Genomic DNA, 25413 nt, shown 5'->3' with positions numbered 1-25413 from the left:
ATCTCGCAACGATACCTCGGAGCCTTTGAGCGACGACGGTTTTATCGAATTACAGCCGACCACTAATGAGGTCAAGGTGGCTGAGTTGATATCTCGTAGCGATTCTAAAGGTTCTTTGGTTTCATCTAAAGTGAGCTCGAAAGAAGATATCCCTGAAAAGAAAGAGACAGCTTTTCTATCAGAACATATTTTATCGGGTGGTTGGAAATTTGAGGTTCAAGGTGGTAAAGCTCGTTGGGTTAATGTTCAAGCGAGCAATTTAAATACTCAACAAAGACCAGTGATCCTTAGTGCTGGGTCAGCCATTAGTGGTGTTGCGCAAAACTATACGCAAGGTATTTTTGCCAATGTGAAGGACCTTGGTGAAAGTCGACGAGAGTCTTTTCATAAGCTTCAAGAGGGAGTATCAGTAAAGCAGCTCTCAGAGTTTAATATTATAAACGGGAAAGCTGAACGGCCTTTGGATAAACAGAATATCGCTTATGTCGCGTAGTGAATAAATCTGTCAAAAGCAGAGGTTTGTATTAAAAGACTAAGTTCAGGTTTAGTCTTTTTTTTTCTTTTGAGCTCAGTGAGCTTGATTGGTTAAGGTACGCCGAAGTATTGAACAGAGGTGTTCCCTTGTACATTGAAATTGAACCAGAACAGCGAGTGATTCCACAAATCACACTTAAGCGCAGGCGTAGCTCTAATGTAATTAAAAAGTCTGAGGTACGCCTTTTTCACGAAGCTCAGGCGTTGTTGATGGCGATAGAAGAGCAAACGCAAGAGCATCAAAAGATTCTTGAGAAACAAGTATTGCGGATGATTGAAGACAAAGAGCAGGCACTCAATGAATATGTGGAGAAAGCTTACGATAAGGTCATAGAAAGTTGGCTGCGTCAGCAGAGTGAGTGGTTTGAACATGCCCAACATCAACTGGCGGAATTGCTCAATGATCAACAAAACAACTTCAATCAAGTCAAGCAAGAACTCAAAAGATCGATTGCTACCTCGGTCAATTCACGTCTAACCAAATTGAATCAAAGTGACCATCTGATTGGTCACCTGGTTGAGTTGCTGCACGCTGAAATTGATGATGAAGCGAGAAACTTGTCGGTAAAAAAAATCACCCAAGAAGATGGCGTGGTTTTAACTATCGAGAATGAAGACAGTATTATTAGTATTAACACTGTTAGCCTCATTAATGAGTTGAGAGCGGGTTTGGACCAATTATGATAACTCGGTTCAAAGGGCGGTCGTTACTGTTCAACCCGAGCAGTGTCATTATTGCTTTGCTATTGCCTACCATTATTTTGGTGACTTTACCTGGCGGTATTATCGATGCATTTATTCTAGTCAGCTTTATCAGTTCCGCTTTGCTCTTGGTGATCATGTTAGAAAATGATGACCCTCTGAACGTCACTTTTTTGCCTACAGTGGTGCTACTACTGACTACCTTTCGCTTATTGCTTTCTATTGCAACTACCCGAAATATTATTGCAAACGAGGATGTTGGCGATGTAATTGAAACTGTCGGCGAGTTTGTAATGGGCGATAATTTGATTTCTGGCCTACTTATTTTTGTCATTATCACCATTGTTCAGTTTTTAGTGGTTACTAAAGGCGGAGAGCGGGTTGCCGAAGTCGGTGCGCGATTTTCTCTTGACGCACTACCCGGTAGACAGATGACGATTGATGGTGACTTGAAAAGTGGCCTCATTACTGGTGAGCAGGCGCAAAAATTACGTTCAGATCTTAGTACTGAAAATAAACTATTTGGTTCGCTTGATGGGGCTATGAAGTTTGTTAAAGGGGACTCTATCGCTGGGATTCTAATCAGTCTAGTTAACCTGTTTGGCGGTATTTATGTCGGCATCAATCAATTTGACTTATCGCTTTCAGAGAGTGTGAGTCGATTTTCGGTTCTAACAATTGGTGACGGCCTTGTCTCTCAGATCCCGAGTTTGTTGCTCTCGATGGCATGTGGGGTTTACTTAACCCGAATTAAAGGTGCTGGAGAAGAATCAAGTCCTTTTATTGAACAGTTAATGACGCAAATTGGTGTGTTCTGGAAAAGCCTATTGATCATCGGATTCGTCATCTTTGCGCTTGGCCTATCTAATAGCAACTTGTTGTACGTTTGTGCACCTCTCGCGCTGATGTGCGCGTTATTGGCTTTTTTATTATGGCGTAAGCAAGCCCAGCCAACAGCCATAGCGGTATTTGAGCCGTTAGGTTCTGGTGTATTTCAGTCGCTTAAATTTGTTATTCGCGAAGGTAACCATCAGCTTGTTATTCAGCGTAGAGTCGAAGATATTGAGCAAGTTTTGTGGGGGCAGTCTTTGGGGGTGCCTGCAGTAACTGTTAATGCCCAGCTCGATAATGATATTGAAGTCTATGTCTCCGGTATATGTATTTTCCGTTTTAGTCATGACGCTTCGCAGTCTGTAATTGAAGTGATGGAGGATGATGTTTTTATCCGCCATCAAGATGTTGTATCAAATGTTTCGACAATCGTTGATTACTTTCTACGAAAACGCTTAGTGGAAAAATATAACCTCCAATATACCAGCAATATTGTAGATGGGTTGGCGACGCAGAGTGAAGTGATGAAAAACGAAATCGACTCAGCGATTGGTTTGAATCGTGTTCATGATGTTTTGAAAGAGATGATCCGTTCATCTGAATTCTATTTGGATAGGATTAGCTTTTTTGAGGCGCTGATCTACTGGTCTCGTATTGAAAGCGAGCCTAAAAACTGGTTGATCCGCATTCGTAGCCAAGCGCGTTATGAGATTACATCACGCTTACTTCATAACCAAGATAAGCTGCATGTTGCTCTACTTGATCCCCCATTAACGGAATTGATTGAATCATTTGTTATGGGTGAGACGGAAGATGTAGATCGATTGATTGATATTCAACAAAGCTTGCGTAAAGAAGTGGTGCGTTTAACGACACAGTACGGATGTAAGCCTGTTTTAGTGGTTAATGATAGCGAGGTCAATCCGGTGAAATCCTTTTTCCAGCAGGTAATGTCAACAGTTGTGGTGTGTAGCCATGGCGATATTGCCGACTCTTCTTATGTTGCGACATCTGAGCCACTTCAGATTGCAAGTTAAGGGGACTTAAATGGAATCCACTGAACCTAAAAAATATCCGCCTACGGAAAAGAAATTACGCGATCTGAAAAAGAAAGGGCAGTTTCCCAAAACTGAACTGGCGGAGCCGACTTTAGAGTTGATTGTGTTTGCTGTGGTGCTAATTGGTGTCATTTTTCTACTCTTCGAAAACGCAGACCGTTGGATGGAAGAAATGCTTTACTCCGACGTTCAAGTTGGTTTTAAGTTGATGCTTTCATTGATTAGTGCAGTGATTGGGGGGTTGGTACTGGTCAAAATGATTATGGCGGTTATTGATTGGGTTGTTATTAATAAAAATGTTATCAACACCGAATCCTTGGGGTTAAAAATTGAAAAGCTTCACCCTGTTACTGGGTTCAAGAATATTTTTGGTATTGAGGCAATGTCACGCTCATTGCGTAAGGTCTTAGAGCTGCTTTTTCTTCTGTTTTTGCTCAAGTATGTTTTTGATATTGCAGGTGACGAACTTAATACACTCAAAGAGATCAACAATCGCAGCTTCTTTCTCTACAACTTGGTGTTCTGTCTATTGATGGTGTCACTGTTATTTTTTGTTTATGGGGTGAGTGTTGGTTGTGTCGATTTCTTAGTCGAGCGTTACCACTTTGAACGAAAAAACCGTATGACGTTCACTGAGATGAAGAATGAAATGAAAGAAACGGAAGGATCACCCGAAATAAAATCAGAACGCAAAAGAAAGATGCGCGAGGTTATGGAGGCTCCTATTACCAAAGGTAGAACACCGACATTTGCCTTGGCAAACCCAACTCATATTTTGGTTCCTGTCTGTTTTGAACCACATATTGATAAAGCTCCGGTTGTCTTAAAAATCAGTACGGACTTATTCGCTCAGGAAGAAAAAAAGCGTTTAAAGATGATGAACGTGCCGATTATTGAACACAAACCTTTGGCACGAGCCTTCTATCGCAAGATGAAGCACGGTGAAGATTTTATTCCTAAAGAATTCTATCGTGACGTGGCCATGATCCTATCTGCCCTTAAAAAGCATCAAAAGAATGAACAATCTAAATAAAATCAGCCTCCCGTTGGTCGGGGTGATCATGCTAAGCGCGTGCAGTAACCAGGTTCGAGACGACAATTTAATACTCGATTATGATTGGAAACCCGATGTGTACAATTTGGTGATCGCTAATGTTGCCGATGCCGATAATTTGCGATTTTGGGTTCGGCGGGCCCCGGAATACGCAGAAGGATCGCCGCACCAAAGAGCCTGTGTTGAGGTTGCGCAACCGACAGAGGCAAATCGATTCTATATTGCTAACCTAAATACTTATGGTCTGACGGAAGTGAAAAGCTGTAGTGAAAATTATCTGGCGGTCAATAACCTAGTTGAACCAGAAAGAAGCCAGGCCTTTGATGGTGAGCAATGGCGAACAGTCTATGGTATTTCCAAAAGTGAACTCAATCATTCAAGTTTGTTACTTAAGTTTGAAAACTTGTTTCCCGTCAATGAGTTTAGTCTGACCAGAAAAGCGCGTAATTCTTTGATTGCTGTGTTAACGGAATTACAAAAGTGGCCAGTACAAAGCGTGACTATTTATGGAGTGGCTGATTCATCTGGCACTTATTCTACTAATCGAACGCTGGCGGACCAACGAGCGAAAGTGACTCGTGAATTTTTAATAGAAGAAGGATTGAGGTATGTCCCTGTGCATATCAGAGGTAGTGTTGAAAATGGTCTAGATACGGCGCAGCAGCGAGTCGGTCAAAGACGTTTCATGATAGAGGTAAAGTTAAAAAAACATGAAAAATAGAAAGTTTTTTTTATTGGTCAATGAATTTGTTCACTTGAATCACGGAGGCAGCCTTCACCTTGAAGGAGGCGATGCTTTAATTTGTCAATATAAAGAGCGGCAGATAAGAGTTGAGAATGGCGCTAGGCTTGGTTTACATGGGCAAATTGTGCTGGTGACAAAAATCAATCAGCAGTCATTGTCCGCTAACCTGTCGCTCAAGCTCAATGCCGATTTTCGCCTTACGGCGGACGGCTACATCGCCTGTATCACAGAGCAAGACTTTGATTTTATGCGCCATATTACGTTGCCGGAACATCCTCAGGAACTACTCCGTCTGTTAAATGAGTTTGTTGTTCAAACCACTATATTGGATGAAGAGATAAAACTACATGTGGTTGATTGAATTTGTAGACGGCCACCTCCACGGTGTATCGCTGCCATTGCAAACAACATTCTCTCTCATGGGCAACAAAGAGGTCAGGCGAGATAATCAACTTTCTGTGCCGGAATATCTTCCTAGTGATACGGAATTAGTTTTTAAAATAGAAGATCAAGCATGGTTCGTGAAAGGTTTTCGTCGCGGCGATAAGCTTAAAAAACTGGTGGCTAATAGAGTCTACAGCTTTAAAGGGTTGAGTTTTTTCTTATATCAAGAAGGAGAGAGGAGCCCGAAGTTACGTCGTTTTGGTTTTAGGCAGTATCAGCCCGTGGTGGCTTTTACTTTGCTCCTTAATGTTGCACTGGCGGCTACAGCATTGGCTTTTTTTTATAATCAGCAGCAGACGTTGATTGCAGGATATTTAAATATGTTGGGTTCTGGTTTTATTAAAGACGGCAAGTTAAACGTTTTTGATGAAGCAGCGCTGCAGGCTCTTCCTGATTACTGGCAGGACAACCTTAGATTAGTAGAATCAAACCAATACCTTCGATTAACGCAACTCGATATTGAGCTAGTTTCTTCTCTGACAGGACAATCGCTTGAGAGTCAGTTGGTATCTAAAGCTAGCAGAGATGAAGTTCAGGTTAATACCTATGAAGAAGAGAATCAGATAATGCTTCTGTTTGGGGAGTATGGATTAACGTTTTCTAAGGTGGGGGATAATTGGTTTGTGTCAGATCGGGTTAAAGCGGAGCAGTTATTGAAGAGTGCAGGGCTCGGCTCATTGACGGCGAACCTAAAAACGAAACTTGACCAAACCGAGGTCATTTCTAGTAGAGAATTCCCGTACTCAATTTTTTATTCAACCACTTCTGGTGGCTATATTTACGACCAACAAGGGCGCTATTGGGAAGGCAGCACTGTCCCAAGCCTCGGGGTCATTCAATCGATAACTCGAGACAAAGTCGTATTCAAAAATACTCATAAAACTCGTGTGTACCTAATTCAACCATAGTAGGAAAATAGTATGTCAGAAATTCATATTGGAATGACGCGAGTTCCGAGCGTGCAAGACCAGGGCTCGGAACAAGCAAAAGCCATCGTTGAAAACAGCCCACTGGTTCAGCGAGTAGTCAACGCAAGCCGGGATACAAGTTCGTCACAATATCTCTTTACTCCTGGGTTTTCCGATCCACTAGACCTTATTGATCAACTGTTATCCAAGTACATTGAGGATCAAACCGCTAAAGCGGATGAGACAGCTCAAACAATAGAGACACAATCGAGTGCTATTGCTGAAATTAACCGGTTATGGGGATTAATCATGGCAGAAACACTCCCTAATACCGATCCTTCAAATAATGATGAGACGGGTCTGAAAAATGTAAAAATATCATCAAATCCAGATGTTTATGCTCTGGATGAAATTGATAGGCTTATCAAGAAGGATTTAAATGACGGGCAAGGAATCGCAGCAATTACAGGTAAGGAGCTCAGTGCGACAAAAGATATGAAGGTCTCTTATGGAACCTTACAAGAATACAATGCTACGATGACAGCGTACTGTGACACGATTCAGGTTGACCTAGATACACAGCAGCAGGAGTTTAAAAATATTATGACGGAAATATCATCGGCTCAAGAAGAGATACGTGATGTGCGCCGTGCCATTGTGGCGATTACACAGGGGTAAATAATGAAAGTTGCAATTGATGTTGTGGTTGGACACACCACGATGACTCTGGATGAACTTAATCAGTTACATAAAGGTCAGATTAAACCCGTAGCGGACTTTATCCAGTCTGAAGTCATGCTTAAAAGTGGCAATGAGCTGATTGCAACAGGAACACTCGTCAAAGTTGACGAGCAGTTTTGTGTAGCAATTGACGAAATTAACGTAACAGCATAACTAAGCTAAATCATTAATAACCAAAGATAAAAATTTGAACCGTCCTTTTTATGAGTTTTTGAGGTTTTTTGATATTTTTATTTTTACTGGTTTTTGTGTTTTATAAATTCATGGGTTTTTCACGGCATTTTTATCATTTTTTTTCCAAATTAATACATTATCTCTATCGTTAATTTACTCATAAAATAGTACGCGGTTCTAACATTAGACACTGAATCAGCATATTAGGGTGGAGTGACGTCAGCGATCCAGATGAGTTGGTGTTTTATCGCCTTGTTTGGGTTAATAAAATAGAGCAAGAATAATCAGTGTATATAGGGGTGAATGATGGAAAGAAATTACGTATTGGGAAATCAGGTGATTTTTGACATTTTAAAACGTGAGGTTGTTGCCTGTGATCACGTTGTGAATTTGGGGGGGCGGGAAGCTGCAATTCTCAAATTACTGTGTGAACGAAGTAATCAAGTATTAAGCAAAGATGAGATTCATGAGCAGGTTTGGGGAAGGGTTTTGGTGAGTGAAACGTCTCTGACCAAAGCAATTTCCAATTTACGTAAATCGCTAGCCTTATTTAGTGATCTGGCTTGCGAGATAAAAACCGTACCGAAAGAGGGTTATATGTTGATTCTTGATGATGAGGCCGTAGCCCAATTATCGTCCGAAGATATACCGACCTTGGCGATTAAAAGTATCGTTAGTAGCACTAAACCGGTTATCAATTCTTCTTATCTTAACTCTGTTTCTGAACCTATCAGTTCCCCTGTTAAGGGGACATTTTGGTTTACAATGGTTTTTTCTGCTTCTTTATTGGCCTCGGTTCTGACGACTGGAATTCTGCTTTTTATGAGATGAACTCTCTGCATCTTGGGATAGCAATGGCGTTTGTCGTTGCTGTTCTCCTACCTACACGCTAGATAGTTCAGTGTTTTTACGAATTAAGGTGATTTGAATAAAAACAGTTCATGTAATATCCAATGGACGTATTTATTCCGATATTATCATTTTTATTAATTACAATAATGTCCTGTTTCGTGCATAGATAAACTTGTTCGGTTAAAACTAACAGGTAAGTTTATGTACTCTACATCATTAATGTCTGTTTATTCTCGATCCAGTGGAACGGAAGTAGATCCAGTCCAGCAAGGTCTCTTGTTTACTCCCGTAAAGCGTCGAGAGATTGAAGCAAAACATTTTATTGATTTGACGAGTGTCGATGACCACCATGGTTTAAAAATGATGCTGTCGCTCAGAAAAGGTAAACTCGTCTTAATTACGGGTAAGAACAAAGGCTTATTACGTGAGTTCTTGCATCAACGAAGCTTTTCTAAGCCTAACTACTACCAAGCAGAGGTCAGAACGCCCGATGCTCACTTTAGTCGTTTGTGGGTTGGCCACGATAATAAGCTTCATGCTTGTTACAGAGACACAAAAACAGGTAATGAACGTCACTGCATTTTAAAGCTCATCGGTGAATTTACCGAGAACCTGCGGGCAGAGGGAGCTGGCTTTAATGTGCGAGTCGATAAAACACCTGCTCAGGCTGACGTCAAAGACACACCTACTGAATCTTGCTCGGTAATAATGTTAAAGGGTGAAACACCTACGAAAGTAATCCTAGCTAGCCCAAGAGAACTTGTGATAGGTGAAGAGGAAAGCGTGAAGCTTGATTTACGCCTGTCTTCCAATGAATATATTACCAGCATAAAACCTTGCGGTTCAACGCTTCAAGTGGTGATCGAAAGTGCTACTAAAGTGTCCAAGGTAAGATATGTTGATGCGCAGCATCTGACTTTACAAAAAGGGGACAATAGTTTATCTCCCATAGTGTCCGACAGCCCTCCTATCGCTTTTGCGCATTTTAACGTCAATAACAGTAACCATTTTGCAAATGCCAACCCTTTTATAGATCACAAAATTAAGCATATTGGAAATCAATATGTGCCTTTATCGGGTTGGATTGACAGTATAAAGCATCGGTTGTCTCGTGGTCATGAGAAGTGGAATCGCGGAAGAAAAATTGATGCGGTAAAGTCGTTCGCTAAAGTCGTTGATCCTGGCCTACAAACTTCAGTTCATTGGGTAAAGGATAAGATAGAACGTCAGAAAGTTTCTCCTGTAATCATGTCTGTTGAGAAACGAATTTTCCATGAACTAAGTCAGCAAGAGTACCTGCAGTCAAAATGGGAGCAAGGGATATCACTCAACCAGATTATCAGTAGTTCAGCTAGGGTGTATAAGAAAACGGATCAGGAAATGCGGATTGCCATGGCGATACAAGCTGGTTCTGATAGGTCATCGACAGTAGGTGTTGAACCGGCTAAGCAGGGGGTAGCTAAGCAATTATCCAACAGTACCACCATCTTAGATCAGTTAGTGTTAGGTTTTAAACGCGAGCATGGCTCTTATGATAAACACCTAAAACAACGAATCATTTCATTGCAGCAACGAATGGATGATTTACTCGGCCACCCTTCATCTGATGTGTTGTTTGACTTCACTCAGTTTGCATCAATACAAATGTCATTGACTGCTTTATCTGAGGCTAAATCAACGCCTTTTACCCTGCAAGATCTTGACCTGTATCTACCTTATATTGAGCGCACATTGACCAATGCACGCCTTTATTTAGCGACTCAGGTGAGCGAACAGTTTAAACAGGGTAAAGCGCAATCAAATCAAACATTGGCTAATAAGTTATTCACTGAAAATCATGGTGAATGTAATCAGGCTGTTTTACGAGGTCTTGCATCGATGAAGGCACTGCGGAGTGCCCATAAATCGGGTGTTAGATTAGCTGAGTCTATGGGCAATACCCATAGTGGTTTGGGAAAAATTTGGAATGATTGGATGGGGCGGCAAACTCCAGCACATCAGATCACTGAGCAGATCAGCGGTCGAGTGAGTACTTTACCTCAAGGCGATGCTTTGACTCTAAGTGCCCATTATGGGGTGAGTGGTTTTGCGGGGGTAGCTCATTTCGGGTTACCGTTTTCTGGGGGATATTTCGCCGGGGTGGTCGCCAACTATGAGAAGCATTACGACTGTAAACTGCTCTCTTTGGAGGGGAATACAACTCAAATTCAATTCGTGCGCAAGGGTGAAAAAGGCGCAAGTGCTATCGTTGGGACTGGTGGAGGTTTAGAAGATCTAACTAAATTAGTCAGATATCGCAATGGCTCTTTAGTCACCCTTATGCCGTTTGAAGCGACTTTAGCGTTAACGGCAATGAAAGACAGTCAGCAGAGCTTTGCTTTTGATGTGAGTAATAATGATTTGCAGAAAACTCTTGGGTATCTATTTAGAACAGAGGATTGGCAGCAGGGCCTTGAAACTGAGTTTAATAAGGCTCAGTTTTCCAGTAGTGATTCATCAATAGCTAAGGTGAGTGGTTCCGCAAATAGCCAATTCAGATTTCAACTGGGCATTGATGCCTCTCCTAGTCTTTCAATGGTGATGCCTCGAACGTATGTTAAAGCCGGTATTGACATTGAATTGAGTAGACAACAAGCCAGGGAGTTTAAGCTAGGGGAACAAACTAGTGCCACACAAAGCGTGGATTATTTTGTCAGTGTGGATGCAGAAGCTAACAGTGGTGCGAGCGTGATGCTATTTCCGCTATCGTCTACCCATGCATTTCCAATAGCCATTGATGAAAAGACGTTTGTGTCTGTTAAGCCATTTGGTGATGGATTAACTGCGCATTACCCCACAAAACATCAAACAACGGAAACGATTAGTAAGCTCAGCCAACAGTCAAAGCCAGCCAGTTCAGATATCACTTCTCAACAGCTTGAGCTGATATGTACTGTGATAGAAAATTTCAAACGATGTATTGAAAAGCATCCTGAATGGGATATAGCAACGCAAAACCTCGCTAAATCACAACTTATGACTTTGTTTAATGCAAGGCAAAGTGGCTCTCATCAAGTTATTAAAACTATTGCTGCAGAGAATATACAACATTTAAAAGTATCGTATGAGCAAAAGATCAGCTGGAGTTCTCGTTGGGCGGATAACATGCGCCGAGCTTTTCATATCACGCCCAAACATTCTGCGTCTCTTGGTCAGTTAATGGAGGCTTATCCATCCGGGGGGAAGATGCTGAGAGCTTTACGTGCATCAAGCCAAAGTCAGAGCCAAATGCTAAATGTGGACAAAGCATCTTCGGTAACAGCTGTAGCAAAATATCAGATGCCCATAAGTGTGTTAATTGATCAGTTTAAACAAACCCTTGAGCAGCTTGACGATGTGCAAGACAGTAAAAGCGTCAGGGCGATTTTTAAATCCTTGAATCAACAGTTGAATAGAAAAGGTGAGACTGGGCGGAGTCTTTATAAGTTGAGTAAAATTGAGTGTATGCGAGCGTCTTCGTTGAGTCGTCATCCCGCTGGAGTTTTACCCATGGTTAAAGTTAAAAAACTCAGTCAGGTAATGCTTAATGAGTCTTTAGGTGACATTAACTTCTTGTATTCAGAGGAGGGTGAACCTGAAGTCATCAATCGTCTTGATGGCTCTTTATATAGTGTACCAAGTTAATATCCAGAAGAGTCTTGGGTGGTAAAAGCTGACCTTTTTTGAGTGTGCATGATAAGGGTAATTATCAGGAATTTTCACTGTGTGGTGACAGGTTGTTTAGTGATAATGCGCTCAACACATCACATAATGGAAACAAGCAATGTCCAATTTAAGCACAGGTTATATTTCAGGCGTTTTCGGTGGCCTTATCGATAATGCAGACGACAAAGTGTCGACTTTTATTACAGACCATACAGGTACTACAGCTAGCGACGGTACTTTTACGAAAGATCCTACTGGAACACTAGTCTTAAGTGCGTCCGAGTCACTTGAGCTTCAGCAGTTGATGGCCGATCAGAGCATCGCCGCTCAAACATCGACGTCAACACTAAAATCCGTCAAAGATTCAATTTCAGCTTCTGCACGAAATATTTAATACGTCGGGGTCATTTGACCCTGCTACTTTTAGCTGTAAGTGAGCCCAGTTTATGATTCAGTTGCTTAGTCCAGATAATGCATTTTCTGGTGCAAACCTGATCGTTTTGTTGACGCTGGCGTTGTTGTCAACGGTATTTTTTATCTGCTTTTCTGGTTTTGTTAAATACAACATTGTGCTCAACATTATTAAAAATGCGGTTGGGACTCAGCAGATACCACCTACGATCGTTGTCAACTTGCTTGCAGCGCTAATGGCGCTGAATAGTTTATGGCCAGTTATTAAGCCTGGTATTGAGCGCGTAAAGCCCTATTTCTCTGAACAGAAGAAAGAGACTCTTGGTTTGCCATTGGATCTGACATTGGAAGAAGAGCAGCCCAAAGATATTACGATGTATTATTTAGCCAGTAACATCTTTGATTTTTTCCCCGAATTGTTGGATCGAGCTGAGACTAAGACGAATCAATTGACAAGTATGATCGATATTCCACTTCATTTTGATGAGGATAACGATACGTTTAAGTTTTTTCTAGGCAATCTGATTCTTGACCTATATCAGGGTTTTGAACTGGGACTTAAATTGTACATGGTGTTTGTCAGCATCGACTTTTTGATTGCGGTGATTTTGAGTGGTGTTGGTATGACGATGTTGTCACCTACCGTAATTTCAACACCCGTGAAATTGGCGGTTTTCTACTTCTCGGATAGCTGGACTTTATTGTTCAGAGCTCTTGGCTAATATGGGGGAATTATTATTTCCCAATTGGATGCTGTTTGCTGGTTTTTTCCTTTTTTTAAAAATTTATAACCCGACCAGGCTTTATTTAGACAACATTACCTGTCTTGCGATCGCCGCAGCAATAGCGATTTTTGTTGATTCTAGTCAACTCGACCAGATCCCGACATTTGCTTGGGTGATAACGGCGGTGATTTTTGCGATGTTCTCCTCTGTTCCTTACTGGCTTAGTGGAACCGTAGGCAGCGTTATTCAACAGTTATTACTACTTAACGAGCAGTCGGTTCAGGACAAACGCTTTACGGATGAATCGGAGGCGTTGGCAAAAATAAGTAGCTTAACTTTCTTAGTTTATGCGTTGCAAAGCGGTACTTTGTTTCGCCCGATCATTGACGTGATAGCGCACAGTAATGAGACAAATCTCAATCTAGATTTTGAGTCCTTGTTCTTCCTCATCACGGATAGTTTGAAGATGATGGTAATTGTAGCAGGCAAGTACATCATTATTATGCTCGCGATTACAGTCTGTTGCGGTTACGTCGATCTGTTTTTCAAAAAAGCATCCTTATCACTTTTTGTTACACCAAACATTAAAGCGATCGTGGTGATTATTTTACTTAACCTCTGGTTGCTGAACGACCAGTTTTATGTTTTCAAGCAAATGATGCAAAAGGTAGGTTATGGCTAGAGTTGAAATGATAAATACCACTTATATTACTGGGCTATCAGAAACTCAATCTGATTTCGAATTAGTGGCTCAGCAGGTAGATAAAAATAAGCAAGCTCTAGGTGAAGCTTCTTCTGGTGAGGATAATGTTGTTACTGAGCAGGATGTTGTCGATATGGTGATTGAACAAACTGTGATTAACGAAACTATTCGCCGCATGAAAGCAGATCAACAACGTCTAGAAGAGATTATTGATGAAGTATAAACGACTACTGTGCCTAATCTTTTTGTCGACACTGGTTCGAGCTGAAGTGTTGATTAAACAGCAGGATATTAATTTGCAAGGTGCGCTCAAAGCAATAGCTAAAGAGATGCAAGTTAAGCTGGTTGAAGATGTAGACAACAAAACTGAACGTCAGTTGATTACTCAGACATTATCAGGGAATGGAGCGGATCTGTTAAGTCAGTTATCAGAAGTATATGACTTTGACTGGTATGTTTACGGCGGTACTCTCACGGTTCAGTCGGGTCAAGCTTATATCAATTATGCTTATAAACCGCGTAACATCGCACCGAAAACCTTGTTAAAAGAGCTCCAACAAACCTTCAAAATAAGCACGACAACTAAGGTGAAGTTAGTTGAACGCGGTAATTCTATCTTGTTCTCTGGTACTCGAAAGTTTGTCAATGATGCGGTCGGTTACGCGACTATGGTGGATAAGAACCAGTTTCTTGAGAATGGTAATGACCTTGAACTGGCAAGAATCAATTTCCATTACCTCTCTGTGGTTGACCGACAAATTGATACTTTTGACGGCAACATTGTCTTCCCCGGTGCTACTTCTTTGATTTCAGCCGCGATCATAAACATTGGGCAATTCCAAAATGTTAACGACGATGAAATTATTCAAAGAGCCTACAAAGTAAAGCTGAGTGATGGGGATAAACAACAGCTAGATGAAGAAGAGAAAACTTCCAAAGTACAGCCTTTACCAGGCTCTAATGCACTACTTATCCGTGGGACACCTGCTGAAGTTAAGCTAGCGAAACGAATTGCAGCTCTGATCGATATTAAGCGTCAGCAATTATTATTTTCACTCAAAGTGTACGACATCGCAGTATCTAGAAGTGAAAACCTAGGAATAGACAGCTCTTGGTTAAATGGCAGTCGTGGTATATACGACATAGTGGTGCCCCCGTTTACGCAAACTAAGGATTTTCTACAAAATTTTCAGGCTTTGTCGTCGAATGGGGTTGCGCGCGGTATTTATGAGACCAATTTATTGATTCTGGAAAATCAGCAGGGTCATTTTGGTAAAAAAGATACGGCAACGATTACTTTGATATCAGAGAAACAAGTCCAGACTCAAGAGATTGAGGCTGACAATAGCCTCTATGTCACTGGTCGTTTGCTTCCCTCTGGCGATGTCCAAGCTAAAGTCGAATATATTGAAGAATCTTTGGATGATGACGAGGATGAGGGAGGCGGGACGTCAAAACCGCCGAGAGTTAGCTCTCAGTCATTGCAGTCAGAAGTGTATATCCAACCTCAGCAAACCGTTATTTTGGGAGGCTTTGACAATACAGTAACCCAACAAACTGTCACCGGAGTCCCCGTTCTTTCTAGTATTCCGCTTTTAGGTGAGTTGTTTAAAAATACTAACGAAACTAAGAGAAAATATAAACGCTACGTATCGATCTCTTTTAAGGTGATTAACTAATGTTGACGCACTTTTTTAAGGTCAAGGAGTCCTATCAAGATACGGTTATTTGTCATGTTTCTGTCGATACCTTTGTTGGTCAGGAGTGTTTTATCGATACGGTTACGATGGAGCGTATTCGGGGGGAAGTGATGAAAGTTGCCGGATCGCGAGTTGAGATAAAGCTTCTTCAGCCCGGAGCTGTCCAGCGTGGCGGTCGAGTTGAAATTACGCCGCGTCGTTTCTGCTTCCCATTAAATGAAAATGCCTTGGTTGGGAAAGTGATCAACTGCTATGGCGAATCGATTTATGGCGATAACTATCTCAATCAAGAAGGTCAGTTTCATGATCTACCAATTGCTGTAGAGCCGATACCTCTAAATGTTCGCGCACCGATTGAAACCGTTTTTCCAACCAAACTCAAAATTATTGATGGACTTTTTACCATTGGAGAGGGGCAACGTGTTGGTTTGTTTGCACCAGCAGGAGCCGGAAAGACGACTACGGTATCTATTATGGCGAACAATATGGATGCTGATGTCGTGATCTTCGCCATGATTGGCGAACGAGCTCGTGAAGTCGTTGAGTTCCTTGAAGGTGAAATTGGCCCTGAAGTCATTCAGAAATCGATCACTATAGTATCGACCTCGGAAGCTAATCCTTTGGAGAAGGTACGTTCAGGGTTAGTCGCCGTCTCTATTGCTCGTCATTATATGGAGCAGGGCAAGAAGGTCGTGTTGTATTTTGACTCACTGACTCGTTTTGCTCGCGCTCAGGCGATGCTGGATAACACGCCGATCAAAGGGGGAATCCCGATAGGCGTTTCCCTCGCTTTGTCTCGCTTGGTTGAAAGTTGTGGCAACTCTAAGTTTGGCTCTGTAACCGGAATCTTCACGGTATTGATTGAAAAGGAAATTGATGATGATCCAATCGCGCATGAAGTGAAGTCTCTGATTGATGGTCATTTGGTTTATTCGACGACAATAGCATCAACTGGCCGTTACCCTGCTATCGATGTTTTAAAAAGCAAAAGTCGTTTGCAGAACAAAGTTCAGAGCCATGAGTTCGTAAGATTATCGGAACGGGTAAAAGACATGGTTTATCGCTACTTCAATGTTGAGTTGTTGATTCGAGTTGGAGAGTACGAAAAAGGAAATGACTTAGAAACCGATGAGGCGATAGATCGTTATCCGCACATTATGTCTTTCTTAAAGCAAGGGTTCGATGGAGTGGAATATGAGCAAACCCTCGAAGCGATGGAAGGAATTTGGACAGCTTATTAATATTGTTGACATTCGTATTGGTAAACAGCAAAGAAAGCTCGTTACCCTGAGGAAGCAGTACCAGGAATTGGTCAATTTCATTGAAGAGAAGTGGCAAGAAATTGAGGAGCAACAGCGTTATTTGAAGTGTCTTAATGTCGTTGGTGAATCTAACGCCCTTAGTCGGTTGTTTATGCGCCGAGAAAGTACCAAATCAGCGATAGAGTCTTTGTTCTTTGATGCCTCGATAAAGCGTCAGAATGCACAAGAACTGGCGCATCAAATAACAGATGTTGAAGCGGAAAAGCGAAGATTAGAAAAGCGAAAGGACGCGCTCGCCGAACTTCGCGAGCAGATGAGGTATGAAAAGCATGATTAACTTATTTATCAGTGAGGTGACTCGTACGACACTCAATACTGGTGAAGGATTCGAGTTGGATCAACACCTCACTGATTTACGCGAACCTGATTTAGATACACTTCTGCTTTTTGACGATAAAGAGTTAGAAACTGAGATTAAAGTTGAGCTTCTGATAGCAAAAGGAATCCCCCAAACGAATGTTTTTGGTGACCTTTGTATTAAGGAATCCAATCAGAGCTGTGAGAATAAGGGGGAGCAACATGTCGTTGAAAGCAAAGCCGCAATTGATCCTTTGGTTATCGTCAAGCGAGATTCTGATGGTCACTCTGGATTAGGTCTAGCAGGAACGCTGCGATATGGTCAGCCAATGTTGAACAGGGTTACGTTGCAAAAAGTGAGTTTATCGCTGGATGCCAAGGTCGTGCATGCATTGTTAAATACAATGCCAATGGTTGCTGATTTAGATAAAGCCTTCATGGGACAACTATCAAATTTAAGAAGGCGAGAACATCATCCTGTTACTCAGGTTTCAGCAGAGGTGACCCTAGCTCCTCCTCTTCATCAACGAGAACGGAGTCATGGTGTTGTTGCTACGGCTGGTAATGCCGAGCCTAATGTGACTAGTCGATTCGGGATGCCCCAAGTAACTAGATCTATCGACCTGCGTGAAATGAGTAATAGCTCTGTCGCTAAGATTGGTATTACCGAGCCAGGCGTGACCAGTCATTCAAAGGAAAGAACTACTCTGCCCGAGTTTAAGTCTCTCGATGACCGAGACCGAAGTAGCATTGCGAAGACAGGTCCTATTGTTCTAGATGAGATCTGGCGAACTAGAGCGGTCATGGCTCCCCCCGAGCCTAGGTATTCCAAGGAGCAAGGTCTGAATAATAGTTTTTCGGGTAAAGCAGTGCCTACAATGTCTGATGTGCCAAATCGAACAGGGACGCTATCGCTTCCCTTTACTCCGTCAGGGCGACATACATTTGGTTTGGAGCTGAGTGGTCGAGTCACTTCGCAGAGCTCAACTCTGGTTCAACGGGGTGCTGTCTCGTCTGAATTGGTCAATCAAGTCGCACTCACTACCGTGATCTCTGAGGAAGGGAAAGCAAGCCACGATATTTTCCATAGGGAGGTGGTAAAAACCAATACAGACCGAGGAGGATTGACTGTCCCGTCATCGCTTGCATTACAAACACTAGTACCAGTAGAGAGAACAACGAGAACGCACTTCGAGCTCGCACCAGAAATGTTCTGGCAATACCCTCTGGTCAATAGTTATCTAGTTCTGTTTCGTAATAAATATTATCTATTTGAATTTGAGGAGCACCAAGTGACTAGTTTTCTAGAGGATGTTTATGACCGTACTTGATGTGACCGCAGCCTGTTTGGACATAGTGAAAGATGCGATCATTATATTTTCGTTGAGTTTTGTGATAACTGGCGTGGTTGTTGGTCTACTTCAAACGGTGTTTAGCGTCCAGGACCCTGGTTTACCTATGGCGGCAAAGTTGGTTGTTTTCATCATCTTGCTCACTCAGGTTGGAGGCAACATTTATGACCAGTTTCATTTGTTGTTCCGGCAGCTATAACCATTATTTACATCAAGTTCAAATATTGTAAGTTCATAGGAGTTAATGTTGAAAAAGTTGCGAGAGATAGTATTCAAAACCTTGGTCGAAAACCTAGGAGTACCCGCGAACATGTTATCAAGAATCGAGGGTAATCAACCTATTGCTATTGAGTTGGTCGATGGAGAGGAGATTTTTATTTCACTGAATGAAAAGAGTATTCAAGCGTTCGTAGAAATACCTTTACGTGATCGACGTGTCTTGGCTCTCAAAGCATCAAAACTGGTTGAATTATTGATGTCTGATGAGCAGGTATTTATGAACACCACTAAAGATAAACTTATTATGGTATCAGAGTGGGAGGTCAATGCCGCGAGTGTAGAAAGGCAGTTGGCCGACAAACTGACGCTATTTAACAAAGCGGTGCATTGCATAAAGATATAAACGTTCATTAAACGTTATTGTGGGGAAATTGTTTAGCCTGTACATGGATGTCATTATTGTGAAGTATCTTAGTGTCGCTCCAGAGCAAGAATCTGGCCACCATTAATAAAACTTATTAAAATAAGGTAGTTTTCACTTCGGTGTTTTATTTCAATCAAGTTTCGGTTGGGTAGATACCGTTCTGCGCTATAAAAACTGTTTATGATAGGAGTCTCAGGTAGGCGTTTGTTTCCAATAAAATTAGAGGTATGTTCAGTGAAACTCATACTATAAACGTTTTCACTGAGCGATAAATACGTTCCTTTTTTTTGTGTTTCGAAATACAACTTTTCGTTATTTGGAGTAATTTCTTCAACGACTGACTTCATTTCGAATTTGTTATCATCGAAGTAAATTTGTGACTTACTACGGCCGCAGTAGTCGCTTGCAACATCTTCGACTCGGTAATCTATATCATAAGCAACGCCAGGAGTGTCACTGAAACCGTAGATAATAAAGAGTAAAATATTGAGGAAAGCGACAAGGAATAAACTAATTGAAAGCATGACTTACCTCATCGACTAATAGTTTTACGACTTGCTTATTTTCAAAGCCTTTTTCTAATAAAATTAATTTATTGGTGATTTTACCCTGCTGATCTACGATAGCAAAAGAGAGGTTCTCTTTTAATAGTAAGACATCAATTCTTTGTGGCTTAATTTTATTTTTATCTAGCCAACAATAAATTTCTTTACCTGCTTCTAAAGCAAACTCTGTATTGTCCGAATAGATTGTTGTTGTCCCTTGTGCAAAGCTTATTTTGGGATATTTAGTTGTTTTTTGTTTGATTAATATCAGCTTGTAAACCTTATATGACAAATTAGCAGTCGATACTAAAAGTAAGCTCAGTATTGTTAGTTTAAACCCACAACTGAGGTTATTTGTACAGTTTAGCCACCGCTTAAGTCGAGGTATGTTTGTTTTTTGTATTTCTTTTTTTAATTTAGCCTCTTTTTGAAGTGGTTCTATGTAGCTATCAACAGAAAGGCTTTCATTACTGATCTTGTGAACGATAGATTCGTCTAGTACGTAGCCGATTTTTGGGACGGTTTTTAACCATTTTTGTTCTTTGCCGTTGTCGCCTAACAACGTTCGTATGTTACGAATCGATTGGGTTAGTGAACTATCAGAAACGATTTTTCCAGGCCATCCTTTTTCCAATAGCGATTCTTTAGAAACGATCTTTCCTGCATGAAAGCACAACTCTTTGAGAGTTAATAAATCATGTGTACCTATTCGCAACTGTTGATTGGTTTTTGAGTCGAGAATAAACAGAGAGTCCTCGATTAAAACGAATTGCTTGACTTTAAAGGCTCTCGTCATTTTGTGTTTCCTTCAGTGATATAGTGAAAGAAACTTGCTTCTTGGTGATATTCTGTAAGGAGGTCAAGTGACGAATACGGAGCGTTTTTAGCTGATTCGTTAAACATGCAAGTATTAATAAACATTAAACTAGATATCAAATGTTCTTCAAGCTGCAACTATACCTCAAATTGAGCTGTTGTTAACCTAATAAGTATAATTGATCACCTTGCCCTTTATAGATTGAGTCAAAGGTTTTGAGTCGCTTTCTATGTCATTTCAATCGTGATTTTACTGTATACTATTTAAATTTCCCCACCGCTCCCTGTAAGACTGGTGTGAGTAAAACGACAGTTTTAGATTAGATAGAAAACAAAAAGGGGCTAATACAATGAGCCCCTTTAAAATCAGTATTTGAAAAGAACTACCGACACGGTGCGAAGATATCTTGGTTTTCTCGGTATTCTTGGGTTTGAACGTCCATCAGACCAAGCAAAGAGTCGAACAGATTATCGTGTGAGAAGCTCTGTTCTTTTCCTGCTTTACGCAAGCACGTGTCACTGATGCCTTTCTCGGCAGCAAAGCCATCCGACATCCAAAAGATCAGTGGAACGTGGGTCTGTTCTTTTGGAGCGAGAGAGTAAGGCATGCCGTGTAAGTAGACGCCATTTTCTCCCAGAGACTCACCGTGATCGGATACGTACATCAACGCCACGTTGTATTTGTCGGTCAGCTTCTCAAGTTTTTTCATTGCCTGTGAGAGGAAGAAATCCGTGTACAAGATGGTGTTGTCGTAGGTGTTAACCACTTCCTCTTTGGTGCAGTTTTCAATATCGGCGCGAGCGCAATCAGGTGTGAATTTCTTATGTTCGTCTGGATAGCGTTCGAAGTAAGTAGGGCCATGAGATCCGGCAATATGATAGAAGATGATGCTATCTTGGCTAAGATCTTGAGTATCTTGCTCGAAGTTCTCTAGCATTGCCGTGTCGTAGCACACATCGTTATTGCACAACGGATCGCTGTCTTTGGCGACGAGCGTCATCTCTTTGATTCGGTGTGCGACCGCCTTGTCTCCACCATCATGTTCTCGCCAGATAGAGTGAATGCCCGCGCGGTTCATGATGTCGACCACGTTATCTTGATTGTAAGCCTTGTCTCGGTCGTAGTTGCTGCGATTCATGTTCGAGAACATACACGGCACAGAAACCGCAGTGGCTGTTCCGCACGACTGAACATCAGAGAAAAATATCGGGTTGTAAGGCTGAGTGTGAGCGTTCGTTTCCCTCTCATAGCCATGATATTGGTAGTTATACACGCGCGCGGTTTCACCAAGCACAAACACCAGTAAGGTCGGCTTGGTTGCCGCTTTGGCTTGTGGTGTTTGCTTCGCATCTAATCCTAGCTCTTGATAGGGGATAGGCTCTTTAATGTAGGTATTATTGATGTATTTGACCGCGGATGACACGTATTCGGTTGGGATGATCATCTTTTTGATGTGCGAGTTATTGCGACCAATCGAGACATAATCTTTGTAAAACAGCCCTGCAATAATCGCGATAACAATCAATGAAGAGAGCAATCCAATCGACTTCCAGACAAAGAAATCTTTCCATGACTCTCGCTTAAGCTTGGTAAACAGTAGCAGCAGTGACGGAATAATACCCATCGCGAATAACCATAAGATGGAGTGGGTACTTACATAGCTTGCTGCTTCGCCACTATTGGTTTCGAAGACGTTCTCTATCATCCCATAATCGACATAGATGCCGTAACTGAACATGCTGTAGCTGACGAGTGTTGAGGTGATCAGTAAGAAGATAAAAAATGGCTTGGAGAATATCGGCCAATTGAAGACTTGGAAGATAAAATTGAAGGCAGCAAGGAAGAAGATAGGGATGGATATAAGAAACGCAACGCTTTCAGACTTAGATGCCTGAACAATACTAAACAACTCTTGGGAGAGAGGGATGTTGATAATCAGCAGGTAATATACCGCCAATACAAAGGGCAGTTTGTTTATCGACATATTTACACTTGGTAGATTCACTATGCTTGTCTCCTGCGCCTCTTATCTCTTTATTTTAGCCTCGCTATCAAGAAAGCTCTAATATCAATCAATACAGCTCAAATCGACGATGATGAGCGATAAACTGGCTAAAGTGAAATGACGCGTGTGGGGCAGTAGAAACGAAAAATTCACTTTACTGAGTGACCTTCATGACAAGGTGGAACAGCAAAGTGAATTATTTACGTTAGGTTGTTCTACGTAGGCTCGCTACATTAGAAGTTGTATGAACCACCTAGGCTAACACTGCTGAATGCCAGTGTCTTATCTTCGGTTTTGAATGGACCGTAGTAGTTTTCTACGCTCACAGCATCAGCTTGTGAAATTAGTCGTAGTGTTAGGTTTTCGATTGGCGTGTATTCAACACCCAGACCGAAGTGGAAACCTGTACCGCTGTCATCAGCGTAACCAGCGCTCTTGTTTGCGTTTAGGTCAACAGAACTTAAACCAGCCAATACGAACGGACGAATCGTGTTGTCGAACGTGTAACCTAGGTTTGCTGATACAGAAACAGACGTTGGAGACATTTTTTCTGTACCTTTTTTGTAGTCTGCGTAGTCGTTGTAGCCAAGCTCAACACCTACGATACGGTTGAACTGGTAGCCGCCGTATAGGTTGTAACCCATGCCGTCTGAGTCTAGGTTGCCTTGACCGTCTGTATCAGAATCTTGGTACACACCAAGGCCGCCACCGATGTACGCACCACCGTCAGTGCCTGCTGCTAATGCAGGAAGAGAAACCGCGCCGATTAAACCCAGTGCTAATGCTGATTTCGCGAATTTGTTCATTGTTCTTACTCACTCTTTAATGTCATGTAGTATCAATTATTTTTGTTTTCGGCCTTTCGACCGTTGGTGAGTATTATTCCGTAGTCTTATGCGTATTACTGTATGGCTTTGTAAGCTAAATCGTTACATAGTAGAAAACATACCCATCAGATTGCTTAGTGAGTTAGGTTGCCAAATAAAGGGATACACATGCTAATGAGACAAAATACAGGCTTGGTGGTTGTGGATGTTCAGGGCAAGCTCGCACGCCTTGTTGATGAGAGTGAGACACTTATTTCTAACTGTGGGAAGCTGATTGAGGGAGCGCAGGTTTTAGGCCTTCCTATTGTGAGTTTGGAGCAGAACCCAGAGAAGTTGGGGCCTACCGTTAGTGAGCTGAATGACCTATTGAGTGATGTTAAGCCGATACCGAAATTCACGTTCAACGCGTGTAGCGAACCCAAATTTGTTGAGACAGTGCAAACCAAGGATGTCGATACGTGGTTAGTGTGTGGCATTGAGGCTCATATTTGTGTCTATCAAACCGCAGTGGGTTTGTTGGAACTTGGGTACAAGGTTCAGGTAGTTGGTGACTGTGTTAGTTCGCGAACAGCATTGAACAAGAAACTGGCTATCAGTCGATTGCGGGACGCTGGTGTCCAAATTACGGGATTAGAAATGAGCTTATACGAGCTAGTGAAAGATTGCCGCGCACCAGAATTTAAGTCCATTCTGTCCTTGATTCGTTAACTTGGGTTTCGTTGAGGTCCGATTCGTTATTTTCCCCCTTTGAAGAGGTTCATTTGAATAACCTAATTGTATTTACAGGTGGGCCGGGATCCGGCAAAACCTCGGTCATCGACGCTTTGAAAAGCAAGGGCTATCGCTGCGCACCAGAGGTTGGGCGTAAAGTGATTCAGCACCAAGTTGAGCAACAAGGTAGCGCTTTGCCGTGGTTAGATAAAGTGGCTTTTCGTGATGAGATGGTGCGAGAAGAGTTAGCTAATTACCAAGTATTTGAGGCAAGTGAGCAACTCGTTTTCTTTGATAGAAGCATCGTGGATTCATACGGTTACAGTTTGTTAGAGACGTTGCCTATTCCAGAATCCTTGCTCAATAGCTGTAATGAGCTCGTATACAACAGTAAGGTGTTTATCTTCCCGCCATGGGACTCTATTTTCATCAATGACCAAGAGCGCAAGCAAGATTTTAAAGAGGCGGTTGCCACCTATGAAAAGATGGTGGAAGCCTATACTCAGTTTGGTTATCAGCTGGTGGAAGTGCCTAAGCTATCTGTCGAGGAACGAGTCGCGTTCATTTTAACTTCAATTGACTCAGGCGAGTAATTTCTAGCAAATCCACAACTAAAAAGCCCCGCAGTATCGACTCGATTGAGTGAATACTGCGGGGCTTTTTATTCAGATTCTATTTTGATTTAGCTGCGACAAGCTTGGCTTCGGTAACGTTTAATCACCGAGAGGTTGTCGGTCGCCGCCGCCTCGGTAGGAGTCTAAAGCAACCTTCAAGCGGCGAAGTTTATCGCGCGAGCGGTTCTTGTGATTGACCGCCATACCCATTGAAAGCACATCCACTAATGCTAGCATTGCGTAGCGAGACGCTGATGGCTTGTAGATGAAGTCGGTTTCCATGTGTTTGATTGGCAAAACAATATTCGCAATCTTTGCCAGTGGCGTGTCTTGCGGGGTAATTGCGATGATCTTTAGCCCGTACTGTTTCGCTAGTTCGGCGGTTTCGGTGATCACTGGCGTAAAGCCTGTCGCGGAAATCATCACCATCACATCGTTGGCATCTGCCGTGGCAGCAACCATGCGTGACATTAAACCATCGTTGTATGACACAACCGGATAACCCAATCGGAACAGTCTGTGTTGCAGCTCTTGAGAGGCGATGGTTGAGCCGCCACCCATGCCGATAGCAATGATCTGTCTGGCGTTGTGCAGCCAACTCACCGCGGTTTCAACGTCTTGCTCTTTGAACAAGGTTCGGTTGATGTCTAAGCTCTGCTTGATCGATTCGTAGATACCTTGATAGCCAGTTTGGTTTACCGGTTCGAGAATAAAACGCTGGCCCACCGTTAGGGTTTGAGCAAGCTTGATCTTCATATCACGCACGTTGTTACAGCCGATCGCCTTCGCAAAACGCGTAATTGTGGCTTCACTGACTTGAGCACCTTCAGCAAGCTCTGTGATACTGGCATTGGCTGCGAAATCAATGTCGTCCATGATCAGCTTGGCGACTTTTTTCTCTGCATCACGAAGAGCGGGAAAACGCTCGGTTATCTGTGAAATGATATCTACTTCTAAACTCAAGAATCCTGATCCTTTGTTGATGGGGCTAAGCCTTAGCCCCTTTAGTATATC

At 42.1% G+C, this 25413-nt stretch carries 28 protein-coding genes; 23 read left to right on the top strand and 5 right to left on the bottom strand.

What is annotated here, in order from left to right:
- From A142_RS00590 to A142_RS00490, 21 genes are all read left to right on the top strand, one after another.
- Nucleotides 1-493 (top strand): hypothetical protein (locus A142_RS00590; RefSeq protein ID WP_032545530.1); only part of this gene is annotated, 493 nt, incomplete at its 5' end.
- 128 nt (nucleotides 494-621) lie between these two features.
- The gene (locus A142_RS00585) at nucleotides 622-1218 is read left to right on the top strand and encodes a hypothetical protein (protein WP_017107719.1); all 597 of its coding nucleotides are present in this window, start codon (nucleotides 622-624) and stop codon (nucleotides 1216-1218) included.
- Nucleotides 1215-3104, top strand: coding sequence for an FHIPEP family type III secretion protein (locus tag A142_RS00580; protein WP_019824573.1), 1890 nt, complete (start codon nucleotides 1215-1217; stop codon nucleotides 3102-3104). Before A142_RS00585 ends, A142_RS00580 begins: the two co-directional genes overlap by 4 nt.
- A gap of 10 nt (nucleotides 3105-3114) precedes the next feature.
- Complete coding sequence (locus A142_RS00575) at nucleotides 3115-4158, top strand: EscU/YscU/HrcU family type III secretion system export apparatus switch protein (RefSeq protein WP_019824572.1); 1044 nt, start codon at nucleotides 3115-3117, stop codon at nucleotides 4156-4158.
- Nucleotides 4142-4900 carry an OmpA family protein gene (locus A142_RS00570; RefSeq protein ID WP_019824571.1) on the top strand — a complete coding sequence of 253 codons (759 nt, stop codon included), beginning with the start codon at nucleotides 4142-4144 and terminating at the stop codon, nucleotides 4898-4900. The genes A142_RS00575 and A142_RS00570 overlap by 17 nt, the downstream gene beginning before the upstream one ends.
- On the top strand, nucleotides 4890-5285 hold the full coding sequence (locus A142_RS00565) for a hypothetical protein (protein ID WP_019824570.1): 396 nt from the start codon (nucleotides 4890-4892) through the stop codon (nucleotides 5283-5285). Before A142_RS00570 ends, A142_RS00565 begins: the two co-directional genes overlap by 11 nt.
- Entirely contained in the window at nucleotides 5272-6276 is a 1005-nt protein-coding gene (locus A142_RS00560) for a hypothetical protein (protein ID WP_019824569.1), read from the top strand. Before A142_RS00565 ends, A142_RS00560 begins: the two co-directional genes overlap by 14 nt.
- A 12-nt stretch (nucleotides 6277-6288) precedes the next feature.
- On the top strand, nucleotides 6289-6954 hold the full coding sequence (locus A142_RS00555; RefSeq protein ID WP_019824568.1) for a hypothetical protein: 666 nt from the start codon (nucleotides 6289-6291) through the stop codon (nucleotides 6952-6954).
- Nucleotides 6955-6957: 3 nt separating this feature from the next.
- Nucleotides 6958-7170, top strand: a complete 213-nt coding sequence (locus tag A142_RS00550; RefSeq protein ID WP_019824567.1) for a FliM/FliN family flagellar motor switch protein — start codon at nucleotides 6958-6960, stop codon at nucleotides 7168-7170.
- Between the two features lie 327 nt (nucleotides 7171-7497).
- Entirely contained in the window at nucleotides 7498-8022 is a 525-nt protein-coding gene (locus tag A142_RS00545) for a winged helix-turn-helix domain-containing protein (protein WP_019824566.1), read from the top strand.
- Nucleotides 8023-8244: 222 nt separating this feature from the next.
- Complete coding sequence (locus A142_RS00540) at nucleotides 8245-11706, top strand: hypothetical protein (RefSeq protein WP_019824565.1); 3462 nt, start codon at nucleotides 8245-8247, stop codon at nucleotides 11704-11706.
- Between the two features lie 139 nt (nucleotides 11707-11845).
- Nucleotides 11846-12121 (top strand): hypothetical protein, encoded by a 276-nt coding sequence (locus tag A142_RS00535; RefSeq protein WP_019824564.1) that lies wholly within the window; start codon nucleotides 11846-11848, stop codon nucleotides 12119-12121.
- A gap of 52 nt (nucleotides 12122-12173) precedes the next feature.
- Complete coding sequence (locus A142_RS00530) at nucleotides 12174-12860, top strand: flagellar type III secretion system pore protein FliP (protein ID WP_017107708.1); 687 nt, start codon at nucleotides 12174-12176, stop codon at nucleotides 12858-12860.
- A gap of 1 nt (nucleotide 12861) precedes the next feature.
- Nucleotides 12862-13545 (top strand): hypothetical protein, encoded by a 684-nt coding sequence (locus A142_RS00525; protein ID WP_019824563.1) that lies wholly within the window; start codon nucleotides 12862-12864, stop codon nucleotides 13543-13545.
- The gene (locus tag A142_RS00520; RefSeq protein WP_019824562.1) at nucleotides 13538-13789 is read left to right on the top strand and encodes a hypothetical protein; all 252 of its coding nucleotides are present in this window, start codon (nucleotides 13538-13540) and stop codon (nucleotides 13787-13789) included. The genes A142_RS00525 and A142_RS00520 overlap by 8 nt, the downstream gene beginning before the upstream one ends.
- Nucleotides 13779-15245 (top strand): secretin N-terminal domain-containing protein, encoded by a 1467-nt coding sequence (locus A142_RS00515; protein WP_019824561.1) that lies wholly within the window; start codon nucleotides 13779-13781, stop codon nucleotides 15243-15245. The genes A142_RS00520 and A142_RS00515 overlap by 11 nt, the downstream gene beginning before the upstream one ends.
- The gene (gene vscN2 / locus A142_RS00510; RefSeq protein WP_019824560.1) at nucleotides 15245-16507 is read left to right on the top strand and encodes a type III secretion system ATPase VscN2; all 1263 of its coding nucleotides are present in this window, start codon (nucleotides 15245-15247) and stop codon (nucleotides 16505-16507) included. Before A142_RS00515 ends, vscN2 begins: the two co-directional genes overlap by 1 nt.
- Nucleotides 16461-16865, top strand: a complete 405-nt coding sequence (locus A142_RS00505; RefSeq protein WP_019824559.1) for a hypothetical protein — start codon at nucleotides 16461-16463, stop codon at nucleotides 16863-16865. Before vscN2 ends, A142_RS00505 begins: the two co-directional genes overlap by 47 nt.
- Complete coding sequence (locus tag A142_RS00500; protein ID WP_019824558.1) at nucleotides 16858-18216, top strand: hypothetical protein; 1359 nt, start codon at nucleotides 16858-16860, stop codon at nucleotides 18214-18216. The genes A142_RS00505 and A142_RS00500 overlap by 8 nt, the downstream gene beginning before the upstream one ends.
- A complete protein-coding gene (locus A142_RS00495; protein ID WP_017107701.1) occupies nucleotides 18203-18436 on the top strand; it encodes a flagellar biosynthetic protein FliQ in 234 nt (77 codons plus the stop codon). Before A142_RS00500 ends, A142_RS00495 begins: the two co-directional genes overlap by 14 nt.
- 45 nt (nucleotides 18437-18481) lie before the next feature.
- The gene (locus A142_RS00490; RefSeq protein WP_017107700.1) at nucleotides 18482-18859 is read left to right on the top strand and encodes a hypothetical protein; all 378 of its coding nucleotides are present in this window, start codon (nucleotides 18482-18484) and stop codon (nucleotides 18857-18859) included.
- Between the two features lie 68 nt (nucleotides 18860-18927).
- Here A142_RS00490 and A142_RS00485 read toward each other — a convergent pair whose 3' ends face one another.
- From A142_RS00485 to A142_RS00470, 4 genes are all read right to left on the bottom strand, one after another.
- Nucleotides 18928-19404 carry a hypothetical protein gene (locus tag A142_RS00485; RefSeq protein ID WP_019824557.1) on the bottom strand — a complete coding sequence of 159 codons (477 nt, stop codon included), beginning with the start codon at nucleotides 19402-19404 and terminating at the stop codon, nucleotides 18928-18930.
- Nucleotides 19391-20221, bottom strand: coding sequence for a winged helix-turn-helix domain-containing protein (locus tag A142_RS00480; RefSeq protein WP_019824556.1), 831 nt, complete (start codon nucleotides 20219-20221; stop codon nucleotides 19391-19393). Before A142_RS00480 ends, A142_RS00485 begins: the two co-directional genes overlap by 14 nt.
- A 403-nt stretch (nucleotides 20222-20624) precedes the next feature.
- Entirely contained in the window at nucleotides 20625-22247 is a 1623-nt protein-coding gene (locus A142_RS00475) for a phosphoethanolamine transferase (RefSeq protein WP_019824555.1), read from the bottom strand.
- Nucleotides 22248-22480: 233 nt separating this feature from the next.
- Complete coding sequence (locus A142_RS00470) at nucleotides 22481-23053, bottom strand: porin family protein (RefSeq protein WP_019824554.1); 573 nt, start codon at nucleotides 23051-23053, stop codon at nucleotides 22481-22483.
- A gap of 189 nt (nucleotides 23054-23242) precedes the next feature.
- Between A142_RS00470 and A142_RS00465 the strand changes: the two genes are divergently transcribed.
- Both A142_RS00465 and A142_RS00460 read left to right on the top strand, forming a co-directional pair.
- The gene (locus A142_RS00465) at nucleotides 23243-23782 is read left to right on the top strand and encodes a hydrolase (protein WP_019824553.1); all 540 of its coding nucleotides are present in this window, start codon (nucleotides 23243-23245) and stop codon (nucleotides 23780-23782) included.
- A 53-nt stretch (nucleotides 23783-23835) separates the two neighbouring features.
- Nucleotides 23836-24378: an AAA family ATPase gene (locus A142_RS00460; RefSeq protein WP_019824552.1), complete on the top strand. Its 543-nt coding sequence runs from the start codon at nucleotides 23836-23838 to the stop codon at nucleotides 24376-24378.
- A gap of 120 nt (nucleotides 24379-24498) precedes the next feature.
- On the opposite strand, the gene A142_RS00455 is transcribed toward A142_RS00460, so the two are convergent.
- The gene (locus A142_RS00455) at nucleotides 24499-25362 is read right to left on the bottom strand and encodes a MurR/RpiR family transcriptional regulator (protein ID WP_017632021.1); all 864 of its coding nucleotides are present in this window, start codon (nucleotides 25360-25362) and stop codon (nucleotides 24499-24501) included.
- Nucleotides 25363-25413 lie beyond the last annotated feature (51 nt).

The organism is Vibrio splendidus 12E03, from assembly GCF_000272105.2.
GTDB classification, from domain to species: Bacteria; Pseudomonadota; Gammaproteobacteria; order Enterobacterales; family Vibrionaceae; genus Vibrio; species Vibrio splendidus_I.
This window is presented reverse-complemented; position numbering and strand designations above follow the sequence as displayed.